The following is a 16,129-nucleotide window of genomic DNA, read 5'->3' as shown; positions in this document are numbered from 1 at the left end:
CTTTCAGTTCTGGCGCAGCAGCAGTTCGCGCATCGCCGCACCGACGCCCGCGGCCGACTGCGGGTTCTGCCCCGTGACGAGCCGGCCGTCGACCACGACCTGGGCCGTCCAGTCGGGCGCCGGGTGGTGGTGCGCGCCGCGTTGCACGAGCGTGGTGGCCAGCAGGAAGGGCACGGTCTGCGCGAGGCCGACGGCGCGTTCTTCGTCGTCGGTGAAGGCGCTGAGGTTCTTGCCCGCGACCAGGTAGGCGCCGTTGCCCAGCGTCACGTTGACCAGCGCCGCGGGGCCATGGCACACCGCGCCCACCACGCCGCCCGCTTCGTAGACCTCGCGGGTCACGCGCGCTGCGTCGGGGCTGGTTGGAAAGTCCCACATCGCGCCGTGTCCGCCGGCAAAGAAGATCGCGCTGTACTTCGAGGCGTCGACATCGCCCAGGCGCTGCGTGTGGCGCAGGGCGTCGCGAAAGCCGCTGTCGTTCCAGTAGCGCGCATTGACCGCATCGCCGAGGTCCAGGCCATCGACCGGCGGTTCGCCGCCCTGGATGGACGCGAGTTCGAACGCAATGCCGGCCGCTTCGAGCTCGGCCAGCGGGTGGGTCAGTTCGCCGAGGTAGAAGCCCGTCGGCTCGCCGCTGGTGGCGCCCTTGGTGCCGTGGCTGGTGAGCACCATGAGCACGGGGCGGATCGACGGGGCGGTGGTGGTGGAAGTCATCTGTAGCTCCTGGAAAAGGGTGAAGAGGCCGGGCCCTGTGGCCCTTGAGATCGAATGTATTGATTGCCCCGCCGGCGATAAACTGGCCAGTCAGGAAAACATTTGTTCTTCAGGAGCCAAGATGAGCCGCCGATTCGATCACCTCGGGGATGTGGAAACCTTCGTCACCGTGGTCGAGAAGGGCTCGATGACGGCCGGTGCCGTGGCGCTGGCGACGACGCCCTCGGTGCTCAGCCGCGCCATCACGCGTCTGGAGGCGCGGCTGGGCGTGCAGCTGCTGCGCCGCACGACGCGGCGCCTGAGCCTCACCGAGCAGGGCCGGCTGTACCTGGAGCAGTCGCGTGCGGCCTTCGCGCTCATCGACCATGCCGAGCGCGCGATGCAGGGGCAGGGCGACGAGCTCACCGGCAGCGTGCGCCTGAGCGTGCCCACCACCTACGCCCATCACCGGCTGCCGGCGCTGTTGCAGCCTTTCTGCACCCGCCACCCGCAGGTGCGCGTGGAGCTGAACATCACCAACCGCAACGTCGACCTCGTGGCCGAGGGCTACGACCTCGCGATCCGCATGGGTCCGTTGCCCGACAGCGGCCTGGTCGGGCGCAAGCTCGAGGACGCGCCGATGTGCCTGCTGGCCGCGCCGGACTACATCGCGCGCGCAGGCGTGCCGGCGCGCATCGGCGACCTCGCGCAGCACGCCTGCCTGCCTTTCGTGATGCCCAGCACCGGCCGCGTGGCGCCGTGGATTCTTCAGGAGGACGGGCGCGACGTGGACTGGACGCCGCACGGCAGCCTCCAGGTGTCGGACGATGTGCTGGGCGTGGTTGCGCTCGCGCTGAGCGGGCTCGGGATCTGCCAGACCTACGACTTCATCGCGCGCCCGCTGTTCGTGCAGGGCCGCGCGGTGGAGGTGCTGGCGCCGGCGTGCGGGCGTTCGCGGCCGGTGTCGGTGATTTATGCGCCGCACCGGCGGCTGTCGTCCGCCTCGCGCGCCCTGATCGATGCGTTGGCCGGCGCGCCGGCCTGACACGGTGCGCGGGGCTCAGCGGTCGAACGCGGCCTGCAGCTCGGCCTTGCTCGTGACGCCGCGGTGCAGCTGGAGCATCAGCAGCAGGCGTGCCTTCTGCGGGCTCAGGTCGCCCGCCATCACGGCGCCGGCCTCGTCGCTGGTCTTGCCGCCGCCCACGAAGCCGTAGACCGGTCGCGTGCGGCCGTTGTGCACGCGCGTGGAGACGACCACCGGCACGCCTTTCGACAGCGCGTACTTGAGCGCCTCGAACATCGAGACGTTCATGTTGCCCATGCCCACCGCCTGCACCACGATGCCCTTGGCACCCTGGTCGACGGCGTAGCGCATGAGCGAGCCGTCGGCGCCGCCGAACATGGCGACGATTTCCACGCGCGGCATCTCTGCGCTGCCGATGTCGATGTGCTGGCGGCGCAGCGGCGCGCGCGTGAAGACGACCTTGTCGTCCCACACCTCGCCCAGGAAACCGAAGTCGCCCGAATTGAAGGTCTCGACGTTGGCGGTGTGCGTCTTGGTGACGTTGCGCGCCGCGTTGATCTGGTTGTTCATCGCCAGCATCACGCCCTTGCCGCGCGCTTCGGGCGTGGTGGCGATGCGGATGGCGTTGAGCAGGTTGCGCGGGCCGTCGAAGTCGGGCGACGAGGCATTGCGCTGCGCGCCGATCAGGATCACCGGCTTGTCGGACTTGACGGTCAGGTCCAGCCAGTAGGCCGTTTCTTCCATGGTGTCGGTGCCGTGCGCGATGACCACGCCGGCCACCTCGGGGCGCGCGAGCGCATCGTCGACCGCCTTGGTCAGGCGCGTCCACCATTTCGCCTCGATGTAGTTGGACGACATGGCCGAGAAGTTGTTGACCTCGATGGTCGCGTACTTGCCGGCGTCGGGCACCGTCTGCATCAGGTCGTCGCCCGAGATCGCGGGCACCACGCCCTTGGTGACAGGGTCGACCTTCATCGCGATGGTGCCGCCCGTGGCGATGAACTGCACGACGGGTCGGGTCTGCGCCTGCGCCGACGTGGCCACTGCTGCCAGGCCGATCGTCGCGAGTGCCAGTGTCCTCTTCAGTGTCTTCATGGGTTTCCTTGGCGGTGTGAGGGTGCGCGCCGATGCTACGCGACGGCTGCGCCACACCGTGGACGCCAAGGAAGATGTGCCCCGTCGGGCACGCAGGCAGGGCTACGCCGGGGCGTGCCAGTCTTGCGTGGTCTGCGGCGAGAGGTTCACGGCGCCTTCGTGGCAGGGCTGAACCTCCAGGGGGTCGCACGGGCTGCTGATCTGGCGCCCGTCGAACTTGATGCGGATGTGCGAACTGCTCGCGCCGGCGACGGTGCCGAGCCGGCCGCCGCAGATGACGCGGGCTCCTCTTTCGAAGCTGACGCCGTAGCGTTCGCGGATGTCCCTGAGGCTCATGTGATTCCCTTTGTTCCCTGTGCTGACAGTGAACGAATCGTCTCTTGGGCCCGCGTGGTACTGCGTAGGTCGCATTCCGTTACACCGTGTAGGAAAGAAGAGGGGTTGACGGAAGGCGGACGCCTCGGAGGCGCTGGCGCGCAGAAATGAAAAAGCCCTCGCGAGGAGGGCTTTTGTCGGAATGTGGTCGTGAACTCTTACGCGGTCCACGCTACGGCAAAGATTCGTTTGCGGAAGTCATTGTTGTTTTTCTCGTCGCTATGACTTCGACGCGCTGGTATGAGATTCAGCTTGCCTGGCCAGGCAAATGGCCGATCATTTCGGGCAACCGCGAATTATATACCAGAAAGAATCGACCCCATCAAAAGCCTTTGCCCGGCGCGCAGCGGTGCAGGCAAAAAACAGCCCGCACGAGGGCGGGCTGGAAGGTGACTTGCTGGAGGAGGGAGGATCAGAGGTGCAAGCCACCGGGAGAAACCTCACTGTGCCCGGCGAATCTGTACGCAACCTGACCTCGCGAAAAGAGGCCCTTTGGGCCTTCAGTCTTCGTCTTCCCACTTGCCGATCACGGTGCCCAGCACGGTGAAGGGCACGCGCACGGCCTCGTGCGCGGGGTTCAGCGGCAGCAGCCAGCGGCGGCCCGCGTCTTCCTTGTAGACCTTGAAGGTGACTTCGCCACGGATGTCGTCGTCGAGCTTGGCGACCACGCGCTCGCCGTCGTCGGGCGTGGTGTGCTGCGGGTCGACGAAGACGATCGATCCGGCCGGGTAGCTCTTCAGGTGCCCGTGCGGGGAGGTCATGCTGTCGCCGCGCACGCGCAGCGCGTAGGTGCCGGCGCTGTGGTGCGCGATGCAGGGAATCCAGCGTTCGGCCAGCGTGGGCCGGGGCGGCGATTCGGCACCGCGCCATTCGCCGGCCTGCTCCCACGAGATCAGCGGCACGGTGCCGGGCGTCTGCGGTGCGAAGGCCGGGCCGATGGGCGCGATGCGGGTGACGCGGTAGGGGCCGGGCGGCTCGTGGGCGTTGTCGCGTGCCAGGCGGATCTGCACTTCGTCCCACGGGGCCGGGCCGTCGCCGGTGTCGAGCCAGTTGGGGTCGGCGCGGTAGGCGCGTGCCAGGGCGAGCACGCTCATCGACCGGCTGGTGTCGCCACGCTCGATCTTCGAGATGCTCGACTGCTTGACGCCCGAAGCGGCCTCGGCCTGCTTCTGCGTCATCTTGGCGAATTTGCGTGCGGCCAGAGCACGTGAAGCAATAGTCTCCATGGGGTGGAGATTCAAGCGCAGATGAATATTCGTATTGGACTCTAAAATAGGAAAAAAAGGGAGGACCGATATGAAGCCACGCGAATTGGTGCAGGCGCTGCGAGCGCTCGGATTGACGCAAAAGCAGATCCAGGAACGCACGGGCATTCCGCAGCCCACGGTCAGCAAGATCGGGCTGGGGCGGGTGAGCGACGTGATGTCGCGCCACTACGTCGCGCTGCTGGCCGCCTACGAGCAGCGCATGAAGGAAGAGGCGCTGCGGCCGGCCCCGCACTACGGGCCGCCGCCAGCTGGCGACTGACCCGGAAGTGGCCGGATCAGGCCGGCTTGAGCCGTTCGGCGGGCTCGGGCGGCGTCAGGGCCAGCGTGGTGCTCACGCGCACGCAGTCCTTGATGTGCTGTTCGCCCAGCGCGCGCAGCGCGGCATAGCCGAGCGCGGCCGACACGACCTGCCCGGCGATGGGCACGTACTTGGTGGCCTGCTTGGCGGTGAGGCGGATGCCGGCGTGCCGGGCCAGCTTCATGAGCAGCTCGCGCGTGACGAGCCGCCCCACAAGCAAGGCGCCCAGCGTGGTCGCGGCCTTCTGGATGCGCTCGCGCTGGTGCGGCGCGAGCTTTTCGACCTGGGTGACCGAGAGGCCGAACTCGGCGCTGATCTGCGGCACGAGGCGCGAGAGCAGCGCCGCGTCGGCCATCCAGTCGACGCCGGGCAGCGGAATGGCGCTGGCGGCGGCGGCCATGAGGGCCTTGCGGCCGATCAGGCGTCGGCTGCGATGGATGGCCGCGATGAGTTTTTCATCGCCCCGGGCGAGTTCGATCGAAGAAGGCATGCAGCGTGGCTCCTTGGCGGGTTCCCTGAGCGTGCCATGCTACCCGGCCCGAACCGGCCGGCGGGTTGCCAGCCGCGCGCGGGCAGGGGGCTTAGGCCGCCAGCGCTTCGAGCTGGTCGGACAGCGCCAGCCAGCGCTCTTCCAGCTGCGCGATCTCGTCGTTGAGCGCCTTCAGCCGCTTGCCGGCGTCGGCGATCTCGGCGGGCGGCAGCGGTTCGGCCAGCCGGGCCTCGAGCGTGCTGCGCTCGGTGCTGGCCGAGGCCATGCGCTCGTCGATCTTCGCGATCTCCTTCTTCAGCGGCTTGGCCTGCTCGCTGCGCTGCTGGCGCTCCTGGGCGTCCTGCTTGCGCTGCTCGGGGGTGTTGCTGCTCTTCACTGGCGCAGCAGCTGCGGCGGCCGCAGCAGCCGCCGCCACGGCGTCCGCCTCGCGCACGGCCACCTTGGCCTCTTCGCGCAGGCGCTTGGATTCGTCGAGCAGGTAGCGCTGGTAGTCGTCCAGGTCGCCGTCGAAGTCGGTGACGACGCCGCGGCCCACGAGCCAGAACTCGTCGCACACCGAACGCAGCAGCGCACGGTCGTGGCTCACCAGCATCAGCGTGCCTTCGAACTCGTTGAGCGCCACGGCCAGGGCCTCGCGGGTGGCCAGGTCCAGGTGGTTGGTGGGCTCGTCCAGCAGCAGCAGGTTGGGGCGCTGCCAGACCATCATCGCGAGCACGAGGCGGGCCTTTTCGCCGCCGCTCATGGTGCCCACCGGCTGCTTGACCATGTCGCCGCTGAAGTTGAAGCTGCCCAGGAAGCCGCGCAGGGCCTGCTCGCCGGTGGCTTCCTTGGCATTGCTGCCCAGTTCGCGCGCCATACGCACCATGTGCTCCAGCGGGTTGTCCTGCGGGCGCAGCACGTCGAGTTCCTGCTGCGCGAAGTAGCCGATGTTCAGGCCCTTGCCTTCGGTGACCTGGCCGGCCAGCGCGCCCATTTCGCGCGCAATGGTCTTCACCAGCGTCGACTTGCCCTGGCCGTTGGCGCCCAGGATGCCGATGCGCTGGCCCGCCAGCACCGAGCGGCTCACGCCGCGCAGGATGGTCTTGGGCGCTTCGCCTTCAACCTCGTAGCCGAAGCTCGCGTTGTCGATCGAGAGCATCGGGTTCGGGATGTTGCCCGGCTCCTTGAACTCGAAGGTGAAGTCGGCCTCGGCCAGCAGCGGCGCCACCTTTTCCATGCGCTCCAGCGCCTTGACGCGGCTTTGCGCCTGCTTGGCCTTGCTGGCCTTGGCCTTGAAGCGGTCGATGAACTTCTGCAGGTGGGCGATCTTGTCCTGCTGCTTGCTGAAGGCCACCTGCTGCTGCTCCATCTGCAGCGCGCGCATGTCCTCGAACTTGCTGTAGTTGCCGCCATAGCGCGTGAGCTGCGCGTTGGCGATGTGCAGGGTGACGTCGGTCACGGCGTCGAGAAACTCGCGGTCGTGGCTGATGACGATCATGGTGCCGGGGTACTTCTGCAGCCAGGCTTCGAGCCACACCAGGGCGTCCAAGTCCAGGTGGTTGGTCGGTTCGTCGAGCAGCAGCAGGTCGCTCGGGCACATCAGCGCGCGGGCCAGCTGCAGGCGCATGCGCCAGCCGCCCGAGAAGCTGTTGACGGGCTCGTCGAGCTCGTGCGACTTGAAGCCCAGCCCCAGCACCAGCGCCTGTGCGCGCGGCACGGCGTCGTGCTCGCCGGCATCGGCCAGGTCGGTGTAGGCGTGGGCCAGTTCCATGCCGATGTCGGCGTCGTCGGGGTTCTCGGCGTAGGCCGCCTCGATGGCGGCCAGCGTGGCGCGCAGCTCGGTCAGGCGGGTGTCGCCGCCCACCACGAAGTCGGTGGCCGACTCCTCGGTCTCGGGCATGTCCTGTGCCACCTGGGCCATGCGCCACTGCTTGGGAATGTAGAAGTCGCCGCCGTCTTCGTGCAGCGTGCCGTTGAACAGCGCGAACAGCGACGACTTGCCGGCGCCGTTGCGTCCCACCAGGCCGACCTTTTCGCCGGGGTTGAGATTGACGGTGGCGCCGTCCAGCAGTTTCTTGGCGCTGCGGCGAAGAATGACGTTTTTGAGAGTAATCATGAAATAGGAACCGTAGGGGGGATTATCCCGTCCGACCTTCAGCGAGCCGGCGCGAAGGGGCAAAGGCGGACATCGCCCGATGAAAGGGGGCGCAGCCCGGAGGCTGCGTGCAAGGCGGTGAAGCGGGGGCGGCGGGCGTCGCTAACGCACGCCGGCGCCGGCCAGCAGCGCCGTCCGGGTGACCAGCAACACCTGGTCTTCACCGGCCGAGGTTTCGAGCCAGACCACCTCGAGCTGCGGAAATGCCGTCTCGAAATAATCGCGCTCGTTGCCGATTTCCAGCACCAGCACGGCCTGCTCGCTCATGCGGGCGGGCGCGTCGGTGAACAGCTGGCGCACGAAATCCATGCCGTCGGTGCCGCCGGCCAGCGCCAGTTCGGGCTCGGCGCGGTATTCGGCGGGCAGCGCGGCCATGCTGGCGCTGTTCACGTAGGGCGGGTTGCACAGCACGAGGTCGTACGTGCCGGGCACGTTCTTCAGGCCGTCCGATTCGATCAACTTGACGCGGGCGTCGAGCGCATGGCGCGTGACGTTGATGGCGGCCACTTCGAGCGCTTGCACCGACAGGTCGGCCGCGTCCACTGTCACATCCGGGTAGGTGAGCGCCGCGAGCACCGCGAGGCTGCCGTTGCCGGTGCACAGGTCGAGCACGCGCTGCGTGTGTTCGCCCAGCCAGTAGTCGATGCTGCCGTCGGCGATGAGCTCGGCAATGAAGCTGCGCGGCACGATGGCGCGCTCGTCCACGTAGAACGGCACGCCTTGCAGCCACGCCTCTTTCGTGAGGTAGGCGGCGGGCTTGCGCGTGGCGATGCGCTCGTCGATGAGGGCCACCACCTTGGCGGCGTCGGCCGGCGACACGGGGGTGTCGGCCACGGCGTCGAGGTCGTCCAGCGGCTGCTTCAGGCGCCACAGCACGAGCCAGGCGGCTTCGTCGAAGGCGTTGGCGGTGCCGTGGCCGAAGGCCACACCGGCGTCTTCGAGCCGCTTGGCGCCGGCTTCGATCAGTTCGATGACGGTGCTCATTGAGCAAGCGCCGCGTCGAGCCCGCGCAGCGTGCGCAGGTAGATGTTCTTCAGCGTCTCGATCTCGGCCACCTCGATGTGCTCGTCGATCTTGTGGATGCTGGCATTCACCGGGCCGCATTCGACCACCTGCTTGCAGATCTTGGCGATGAAGCGCGCGTCGCTGGTGCCGCCGCTGGTCGACAGCTCGGTGTCCAGGCCGGTTTCTTCGCGGACCGCCGCCTGCACCGCCGTGACGAGTTCGCCCGGCGTGGTCAGGAAGGGCAGGCCGCCGACGGTCCAGGTCAGCGTGCAGTCGACGCCGTGCGCGTCGAGCACGGCGTGCACGCGCTGCTGCAGCGATTCGGGCGTCGATTCGGTCGAGAAGCGGAAGTTGAAGTCGATCACCGCGCTGCCCGGAATCACGTTGCTCGCGCCGGTGCCCGCGTGGAAATTGCTGATCTGCCAGCTGGTGGGCTGGAAGTAGGGGTTGCTCTGCGCGTCCCAGCCACCGGCGGCGTTGATCGCCACCAGTTCGGCCAGCGCGGGCGCCACCGCGTGAACCGGGTTCTTCGCCAGGTGCGGGTAGGCGATGTGGCCCTGCACGCCGTTCACCGTGAGCTTGCCGCTCATGGTGCCGCGGCGGCCGTTCTTGATCATGTCGCCGCAGCGTGCGACCGAGGTGGGCTCGCCGACGATGCAGTAGTCGATGGTCTCACCGCGTGCGGCCAGTGCGTTGCAGACGATCACGGTGCCGTCGACGCCCGGGCCTTCCTCGTCGCTGGTCAGCAGCAGGGCCAGCGTGAGCGCCGGGTCGGGCTCGCCCTGCAGGAATTCTTCGATGGAGGTCACGAAGGCCGCGACCGAGGTCTTCATGTCGCAGGCGCCGCGGCCGTAGAGCTTGCCGTCGCGGTGCGTGGGCGTGAACGGGTGGCTGCTCCACTGGTCGAGCGGGCCGGTGGGCACCACGTCGGTGTGGCCGGCGAAGACCAGCGTCTTGGTCGCCTTGCCGTTGGTGGGGCGGCGCACGGCCCAGAGGTTGGTGACCCGGAAATCGGCCGGGCCGCTCTCGATGGTTTCCAGCGTGAAGCCCAGCGCGGCGAGGCGTTCGCCCAGGATCTGTTGGCAACCCGCGTCGTCGGGGGTGACGGAAGGGCGCGAGATCAGTTGTTCGGCGAGCTGGAGCGTACGGGACATCGAGGGAGCGGGGATTAAGGGGCGGTCAGAACTTCACGTCTAGCGTGATGTCGGTGAAAGTCGGTTCGTCGAGCTGGTCGGTCAGGTCGCGATCCTCGGCCTGCTTCTTGGGCGCGTCGCGGTTTTGCAGGCGCCACATCAGGTTGGTGGGCGAATCGGCGTTGGCCAAGCCTTCTTCGCGGGTCACGCGCTCCTCGGTGATGAGGCGGGCGATGTCTTCCTCGAAGGTCTGCGAGCCTTCGGCCATCGACTGCTCCATGGCTTCCTTGACGCCGGAGAAGTCGCCCTTTTCGATCAGGTCGGCCACCAGTGCGGTGTTCAGCATCACTTCGAGCGCGGGCACGCGCCCGCCGGCCGGCGTGCGCAGCAGGCGCTGCGACACCACGGCGCGCAGCGCCGAGCCCAGGTCGCCCAGCAGGGTGGGGCGCACCTCGACCGGGAAGAAGCTCAGGATGCGGTTGAGCGCGCGGTAGCTGTTGTTGGCGTGCAGCGTGGCCACGCACAGGTGGCCCGACTGCGCGTAGGCGATGGCGGCCGTCATGGTGTCGCGGTCGCGGATTTCGCCGATCTGGATCACGTCGGGCGCCTGGCGCAGTGCGTTCTTCAGGGCCACCTGCAGCGAGGTGGTGTCGCTGCCCACGTCGCGCTGGTTCACCAGCGATTTCTTGTTGGTGTAGGTGAACTCGATCGGCTCTTCGACCGTGAGGATGTGGCCGCTGGCGTGCTCGTTGCGGTAGTCGAGCATCGAGGCCAGCGTGGTCGTCTTGCCCGCGCCGGTGGCGCCCACCATCAGGATCAGCCCGCGCTTTTCCATGATGAGCGACTTCAGGATGTCGGGCAGGTTCAGGTCGTCGAAGCTGGGGATGACCGAGGCGATGTGCCGCACCACCACGGCGTAGCTGCCGCGCTGGCGCATGGCGCTGATGCGGTAGTTGCCGGCGCCTTCGAGGGCGACGGCCATGTTGAGTTCGCCCGTGTTTTCCAGTTCCTGGATGCGGGCTTCGGGCACCACTTCCGACAGCAGCGCCAGCGGCGCGGTCGGGGGCAGCACCTGCGCATTGATGGGCAGGCAGTTGCCGTTGATGCGGATCATCACCGGGGAGTGGGCCGAGAGGTAGATGTCGGAGGCCTTGCGCTCGGCCATCAAACGAAGAATCCGTTCCATCATGTTCATCGGTCTCTCTCCTCGGTGCTGTTTTTTTCTCAGGGGAAGAAGCGGACCGGCCGCGCGGTGAAGCAGGCGGCCGGTGGTGGGTGCGTTTTTTAGTCGCGCAGCAGGTCGTTCAGGCTGGTCTTCGAACGCGTCTGCGCGTCGACCGTCTTCACGATGACTGCAGCGTAGGTGCTGTAGTCCTGGCCCGACTTGGTCTTCTTGGGCAGGCTGCCGCTGATGACCACGCTGCCGGCGGGCACGCGGCCGTACGAGATCTCGCCGGTGTCGCGGTTGAAGATCGGGGTGCTCTGGCCCAGGTACACGCCCATGCCCAGCACCGAGTTCTCTTCGACGATCACGCCTTCGACGACTTCGGAGCGCGCGCCGATGAAGCAGTTGTCTTCGATGATGGTCGGGTTGGCTTGCAGCGGCTCGAGCACGCCGCCCAGGCCCACGCCGCCCGACAGGTGCACGTTGGCACCGACCTGCGCGCACGAACCGACGGTGGCCCAGGTGTCGACCATGGAGCCTTCGCCCACGTAGGCGCCGATGTTCACGTACGAGGGCATCAGGATCGCGCCCTTGGCGATGAAGCTGCCGCGGCGGGCCACGGCCGGCGGCACGATGCGCACGCCCGATTCCTTCAGCTCGGCGGCCGACAGGTGCGAGAACTTGGTCGGCACCTTGTCGTAGAAGCCCAGCGAACCGGCCTGGATCTGCTCGTTGTCCTTCAGGCGGAACGACAGCAGCACGGCCTTCTTGATCCACTGGTGCACGGTCCACTGGCCCACGCCCTGGCGGGTGGCGACGCGCAGCTTGCCGTTGTTCAGCTCGGTGATCACGTGCTCGACGGCGTCACGCACTTCGGCGGGGGCGGCGGTGATCGAGATGTTGGCGCGGTCTTCCCACGCGGCGTCGATGATTTGTTGCAGTTGCTGTGTCATGGAGAGAGTCTCGGGTGAAAAAGGGGGCAGGGACGCGGGGCGACGGGGGTCAGCGGCGGCCGTCTTTGACGAACCGGACGATGCGCTGGGCGGCCTCGACGCACTCGGCCGTTTCGGCCACCAGCGCCATGCGGATGCGACCGCGGCCCGGGTTGGCGCTGTGGTCGGTGTCGCGCGCCAGATAGCTCCCCGGCAGAACCGTGACATTGTATTGAGCGTAGAGCGCGCGGGCGAAGGCTTCGTCGTCGCCAGCCCACACTTCGGGCACGCCGGCCCAGAGGTAGAAGCTGGCGTCGGGCAGGCGCACGTCGAGCACGGGTTCGAGCAGCGGCGTGACGGCGGCGAACTTGGCGCGGTACTGGGCGCGGTTGTCGACCACGTGCGACTCGTCGCCCCAGGCCGCGATGCTGGCGGCGGCCACGGCGCCGCTCATGGCGCTGCCGTGATACGTGCGGTAGAGCAAGAAGCCCTTGATGAGGGCCGCGTCGCCGGCCACGAAGCCGCTGCGCAGGCCGGGCACGTTGCTGCGCTTCGAAAGCGAAGTGAGCGCGATCAGGTTCTTGAAGTCGGGCCGGCCGAGCTTCATCGAGGCTTCCAGGCCGCTCAGCGGGGGCTCGTCGCGGAAGTAGATCTCGCTGTAGCACTCGTCGGCGGCGATCACGAAGCCGTGGCGGTCGGACAGCGCGAAGAGCTTCTTCCACTCGTCCAGAGACATCACCGCGCCCGTGGGATTGCCCGGCGAGCAGACGAACACGAGCTGGGTGCGGGCCCAGACGTCGTCGGGCACGCTGTCCCAGTCGACGGCGAAGTTGCGCGCGGGCACGCTGGGCACGTAGTACGGCTCGGCGCCCGAGAGCAGGGCCGCGCCCTCGTAGATTTGATAGAACGGGTTGGGCGACATCACCACCGGCTTCGGCTGGGCGCTGGCGTCGACCACGGTCTGGGCGAGCGAGAACAGCGCCTCGCGCGAGCCGTTGACCGGCAGCACCTGGGTGGCCGGGTCGAGCGTCAGGCTGTAGCGGCGATGCAGCCAATGGGTGAAGGCGGTGCGCAGTTTCAGCTCGCCGGCGGTGGCCGGGTAGGCGGCAAGGGCGCCGAGGCCGGCGCTCAGGGCGTCCTTGATGAAGGCCGGCGTGGCGTGCTTGGGCTCGCCGATGCCCAGGCTGATGGGGGCGAATTCGGGGGCGGGCGTGACGCCCGCGAACAGCTGCTTCAGCCGCTCGAACGGGTACGGCTGCAATTTGGCAAGCAAGGGATTCATGCCCCGGATTATCGGCGACGGGCAGGGCGGCCCGCACGCCCCGCGCCCCTTGGCCCGCTCAGCAAAGCGGGCGGTTGAACTGGCCGATCATGTTGGCGAAGTTCTGGTTGTAGCGGTTGGCCGCGTCGACGATGGCCGAGCGGCCCATGCGGGCCATCGCACCGGTTTCCTTGCGCTTGAACACGCCGTCTTTGGCGTCCTTGATCACCGAGCGCGACTGGCCGATGAACTCGTTGATCTGCAGCATGCCGCCGCTGCAGCTCTTGCCGTTCTGGGTCGACTGCTCGCTGGTTTTCTTGCTCCAGCCTGCGGCCGAGTCGGCCACCAGCGCCAGCGAGGCCTCGAAGGCGGCCAGCGCCTGCGGGTCGTTGGGCGCGGCGAACAGCGCCATGGCGTCGGCGTGGTTGAGCTTGCCGTGGTAGATCAGGCCGGCGCGGTAGTAGGCGGCGGTGTCCTTGGGCGCCTTCTCGAAGGCTTCCCTGGTGAGCGCCCGGTCGCGGGCGCTCAGGCCCTTGTCGAAGGCCGCTTCGGCCTGCGCGACGGTGGTGAGCGCGGCCAGGTAGTCGGCGCTCATTTGGCGTGCCTTGTCGCCGTTGTCGGCGAGGTAGCCCTTGGAATTGGCGTAGTCGTTCAGCTCGCGGCTCAGGGGCGACAGCATCTTGAGCGCGGCCGAGAAGGCCTTGGCCGATTCGTCGATCTCGGGCAGCGGCGCGGCGATGGCGGCGGCGGCATCGAGCTTCTTCGCCGAGCGGTCGACCAGGATGTCGTTCTGGATGCGCAGGCTGGTGAGCGGCGCCTTGGCCTGCAGCAGCGGCACCTGGCCGGTCACGTAGCTTTCGCGGGCTTCCTGGAACGAGGTGCGCAGGTTGTTCGAGACGTCGACGTAGAGGTTGTACTTCTCGACGAGCTGCTGCTGGTCGTTGCCGGCCGGGGCGGCGGGCTTGGCTTCGGCGGAAGCGGGCGGGGTGGTCTTGTCCGTCTTGTCGCCGCAGCCCGCGACGAGCGCCGACACGGCGACGAGGGTGGCACCCAGCAGGGCTTGGTAGTTCTTCATTCTTTCATTTCCTCCATTGAAAAAAACAGCACGGGCAGGCCGCGGGACGGCGGCTTGCCGGAAAAACATCGTGGGAAGGAGCGCCGCTGCCTGAGGACAGCGGTCGAGGGGGCGGGATGGGTCAGACGGCGGTGGCCGCGCTGCGCCGGTAGAAAGCGAGCGAGCCTGCCAGCGCCAGCAGCATGCCGCCGCAGGCGCGGTCGATCCAGCGCGTGGCCGACACCGTGAGCAGCCGGATCGCGCGGGCGCCGACGAAGGCGTAGGCCAGCATCACCGCCATGTCCAGCCCCGCGAAGATCAGCGCAATGATCAGGTACTGCGGCGCCTGCGCGGCGGCCGGGTCGATGAACTGCGGCAGCAGCGCCGAACAGAAGATGTAGCCCTTGGGGTTGGTCACCGCCACGAGGAACGACTTGAAGAAGATGCGCCGGCTTTCGACCGCCGTGACGGTGGCCGCGGCGTCCGCGCTCGGCAGCTGGAAACCGCCCTGGGAGCGCAGCATGCGCAGCCCGAGCCAGGCGAGGTAGACCGCGCCGACCCACTTCAGCATCGAGAACCAGAACTCCGAAGCCGCCAGCAGCGCGCCCAGGCCGAGTGCCACGGCGCCGACCAGCACGAAGTCGGACAGCACCGCGCCGAGCATGCCCGGCAGCGCCCGGCGCACGCCGTGGCGCGAACCGTTGCTGAGCGCCAGCAGCACCGTGGGGCCGGGCGTGGCGATGGCGGCGAAGGCCACGATGGCGAACAGCAGGGCGGTGGCGAGCGTCATCGGGGCGTCTTTCTTCGGATGGGTTTCTTCTTCAGATCTTCTTGACCAGCACCTGGCTCTTGCGGTCCCAGTTGTACTTGCGCTTGCGCGCCTCGGGCAGCCAGTCGGGGTTGACCTGCTGGAAGCCGCGCTTGAGGAACCAGTGCATCGTGACCGTGGTGAGCACGAAGATGCTTTCCAGGCCCATGGCCTTGGCGCGGTGCTCGATGCGCTTGAGGATGCGTTCGCCGTCGCCCTGCGACTGCGACTGCGGCGACACCGTGAGCGCGGCCATCTCGGCGGTTTTCGCCTCGGGGTACGGGTACAGCGCCGCGCAGCCGAAGATCACGCCGTCGTGCTCGATCACCGTGTAGTGGCCCACGTCGCGCTCGATCTCGGTGCGGTCGCGCTTGACCAGCGTGCCGTCGCGCTCGAAGGGCTCGATGAGCTGCAGGATGCCGCCGATGTCGTCCACCGTGGCTTCGCGCAGGCTCTCGAGCTTCTCGTCGATCACCATGGTGCCGACGCCGTCGTGCACGTAGATCTCGAGCAGCAGCGAACCGTCGAGCGCGAACGGAAGGATGTGATTGCGCTCCACGCCGCCCTTGCAGGCCTTCACGCAGTGCTGCAGGTAGAAGGCGGTGTCGGTCGGCTTCTGCGCGGGCGGCAGCGAGGCCAGCAGCTTCTCGGCGGCGGCCAGCGGCAGTTCGGTGTCGATCGGGTTGTCCTCGCTCTCGGGCAGTTCGCTGTCCACGCGGATGCCCGGCACTTCGGTCAGGAAGATCAGCTTGTCGGCCTGGATCGAGATGGCCACGCTGGTCGCCACTTCTTCCATCGTCAGGTTGAAGGCCTCGCCGGTCGGCGAGAAGCCAAAGGGCGACATGAGCACCATCGCGCCGAAGTCGAGCGTGCGGCGGATGCCGGCCGCGTCCACCTTGCGCACCAGGCCCGAATGCTTGAAGTCCACCCCGTCGACCACGCCCACCGGGCGCGCGGTGATGAAGTTGCCCGAGATCACGCGCACCGTCGAGCCGGCCATGGGCGTGTTGGGCAGGCCCTGGCTGAAGGCGGCCTCGATCTCGTAGCGCAGCTGGCCCGCGGCCTCCTGCGCCGAGTCGAGCGCCACGGCGTCGGTGATGCGGATGCCGTGCGAGTACTTCGCCTCGTGGCCCTTGGCCGCCAGCTGCTCGTTGACCTGCGGGCGGAAGCCGTGCACCAGCACGATCTTGACGCCCATGCTCTGGATCAGGGCCAGGTCCTGCGCGATGTTCTGCAGCTTGCCCGCCGCGATGGCCTCGCCCGCCAGCGCGACCACGAAGGTCTTGCCGCGGTGCGTGTGGATGTAGGGCGCGACCGAGCGGAACCACGGCACGAAGGTGAAATTGAAGACGGTGGACATGGGGCGTGATTGTGCATTCTTGGCAAGGTTTTGGTGC

16 protein-coding genes are annotated in these 16,129 nt (G+C 67.9%); 2 read left to right on the top strand and 14 right to left on the bottom strand.

The window, feature by feature from the left end; genetic code table 11:
• Window positions 1–3: 3 nt before the first annotated feature.
• Window positions 4–711 carry a type 1 glutamine amidotransferase domain-containing protein gene (locus AC3WQR_RS11485; protein WP_492742096.1) on the bottom strand — a complete coding sequence of 236 codons (708 nt, stop codon included), beginning with the start codon at window positions 709–711 and terminating at the stop codon, window positions 4–6.
• Between the two features lie 121 nt (window positions 712–832).
• Between AC3WQR_RS11485 and AC3WQR_RS11480 the strand changes: the two genes are divergently transcribed.
• Complete coding sequence (locus AC3WQR_RS11480) at window positions 833–1,735, top strand: LysR family transcriptional regulator (RefSeq protein WP_492742095.1); 903 nt, start codon at window positions 833–835, stop codon at window positions 1,733–1,735.
• Window positions 1,736–1,750: 15 nt separating this feature from the next.
• On the opposite strand, the gene AC3WQR_RS11475 is transcribed toward AC3WQR_RS11480, so the two are convergent.
• From AC3WQR_RS11475 to AC3WQR_RS11465, 3 genes are all read right to left on the bottom strand, one after another.
• Window positions 1,751–2,809, bottom strand: coding sequence for an asparaginase (locus tag AC3WQR_RS11475; protein ID WP_307692896.1), 1,059 nt, complete (start codon window positions 2,807–2,809; stop codon window positions 1,751–1,753).
• Window positions 2,810–2,911: 102 nt separating this feature from the next.
• Window positions 2,912–3,145 (bottom strand): hypothetical protein, encoded by a 234-nt coding sequence (locus AC3WQR_RS11470; RefSeq protein WP_062470163.1) that lies wholly within the window; start codon window positions 3,143–3,145, stop codon window positions 2,912–2,914.
• A gap of 539 nt (window positions 3,146–3,684) precedes the next feature.
• On the bottom strand, window positions 3,685–4,410 hold the full coding sequence (locus AC3WQR_RS11465; protein WP_095745425.1) for a helix-turn-helix domain-containing protein: 726 nt from the start codon (window positions 4,408–4,410) through the stop codon (window positions 3,685–3,687).
• Between the two features lie 70 nt (window positions 4,411–4,480).
• On the opposite strand from AC3WQR_RS11465, the gene AC3WQR_RS11460 reads away from it, so the two are divergent.
• Window positions 4,481–4,711 carry a helix-turn-helix domain-containing protein gene (locus AC3WQR_RS11460; RefSeq protein ID WP_062470169.1) on the top strand — a complete coding sequence of 77 codons (231 nt, stop codon included), beginning with the start codon at window positions 4,481–4,483 and terminating at the stop codon, window positions 4,709–4,711.
• Window positions 4,712–4,727: 16 nt separating this feature from the next.
• Here the strand turns inward: AC3WQR_RS11460 and AC3WQR_RS11455 are convergent, their stop codons facing one another.
• The 10 genes from AC3WQR_RS11455 to argA all read right to left on the bottom strand — a co-directional run bounded on the left by AC3WQR_RS11455 (window position 4,728) and on the right by argA (window position 16,092).
• Window positions 4,728–5,240: a hypothetical protein gene (locus AC3WQR_RS11455; protein ID WP_095745424.1), complete on the bottom strand. Its 513-nt coding sequence runs from the start codon at window positions 5,238–5,240 to the stop codon at window positions 4,728–4,730.
• Between the two features lie 91 nt (window positions 5,241–5,331).
• A complete protein-coding gene (locus AC3WQR_RS11450) occupies window positions 5,332–7,335 on the bottom strand; it encodes an ABC-F family ATP-binding cassette domain-containing protein (RefSeq protein ID WP_492742094.1) in 2,004 nt (667 codons plus the stop codon).
• A gap of 141 nt (window positions 7,336–7,476) precedes the next feature.
• Window positions 7,477–8,358, bottom strand: a complete 882-nt coding sequence (prmB, locus tag AC3WQR_RS11445) for a 50S ribosomal protein L3 N(5)-glutamine methyltransferase (RefSeq protein ID WP_492742093.1) — start codon at window positions 8,356–8,358, stop codon at window positions 7,477–7,479.
• Entirely contained in the window at window positions 8,355–9,533 is a 1,179-nt protein-coding gene (gene dapE, locus AC3WQR_RS11440) for a succinyl-diaminopimelate desuccinylase (protein ID WP_492742092.1), read from the bottom strand. Before dapE ends, prmB begins: the two co-directional genes overlap by 4 nt.
• A gap of 25 nt (window positions 9,534–9,558) precedes the next feature.
• Complete coding sequence (locus tag AC3WQR_RS11435) at window positions 9,559–10,707, bottom strand: PilT/PilU family type 4a pilus ATPase (RefSeq protein ID WP_062470184.1); 1,149 nt, start codon at window positions 10,705–10,707, stop codon at window positions 9,559–9,561.
• A gap of 89 nt (window positions 10,708–10,796) precedes the next feature.
• Complete coding sequence (dapD, locus tag AC3WQR_RS11430) at window positions 10,797–11,630, bottom strand: 2,3,4,5-tetrahydropyridine-2,6-dicarboxylate N-succinyltransferase (RefSeq protein ID WP_095745420.1); 834 nt, start codon at window positions 11,628–11,630, stop codon at window positions 10,797–10,799.
• Between the two features lie 49 nt (window positions 11,631–11,679).
• Window positions 11,680–12,891 carry a succinyldiaminopimelate transaminase gene (gene dapC / locus AC3WQR_RS11425; protein ID WP_095745419.1) on the bottom strand — a complete coding sequence of 404 codons (1,212 nt, stop codon included), beginning with the start codon at window positions 12,889–12,891 and terminating at the stop codon, window positions 11,680–11,682.
• 58 nt (window positions 12,892–12,949) lie between these two features.
• A complete protein-coding gene (locus AC3WQR_RS11420; RefSeq protein WP_492742091.1) occupies window positions 12,950–13,945 on the bottom strand; it encodes a DUF3829 domain-containing protein in 996 nt (331 codons plus the stop codon).
• A gap of 121 nt (window positions 13,946–14,066) precedes the next feature.
• Entirely contained in the window at window positions 14,067–14,714 is a 648-nt protein-coding gene (locus AC3WQR_RS11415) for a LysE family translocator (protein WP_095745417.1), read from the bottom strand.
• 31 nt (window positions 14,715–14,745) lie between these two features.
• Entirely contained in the window at window positions 14,746–16,092 is a 1,347-nt protein-coding gene (gene argA, locus AC3WQR_RS11410; protein ID WP_062470199.1) for an amino-acid N-acetyltransferase, read from the bottom strand.
• Between the last annotated feature and the right edge of the window lie 37 nt (window positions 16,093–16,129).

The sequence above is a fragment of the Variovorax sp. FW305-3-2-15-B-LB1 genome (assembly GCF_058787635.1).
This window is presented reverse-complemented; position numbering and strand designations above follow the sequence as displayed.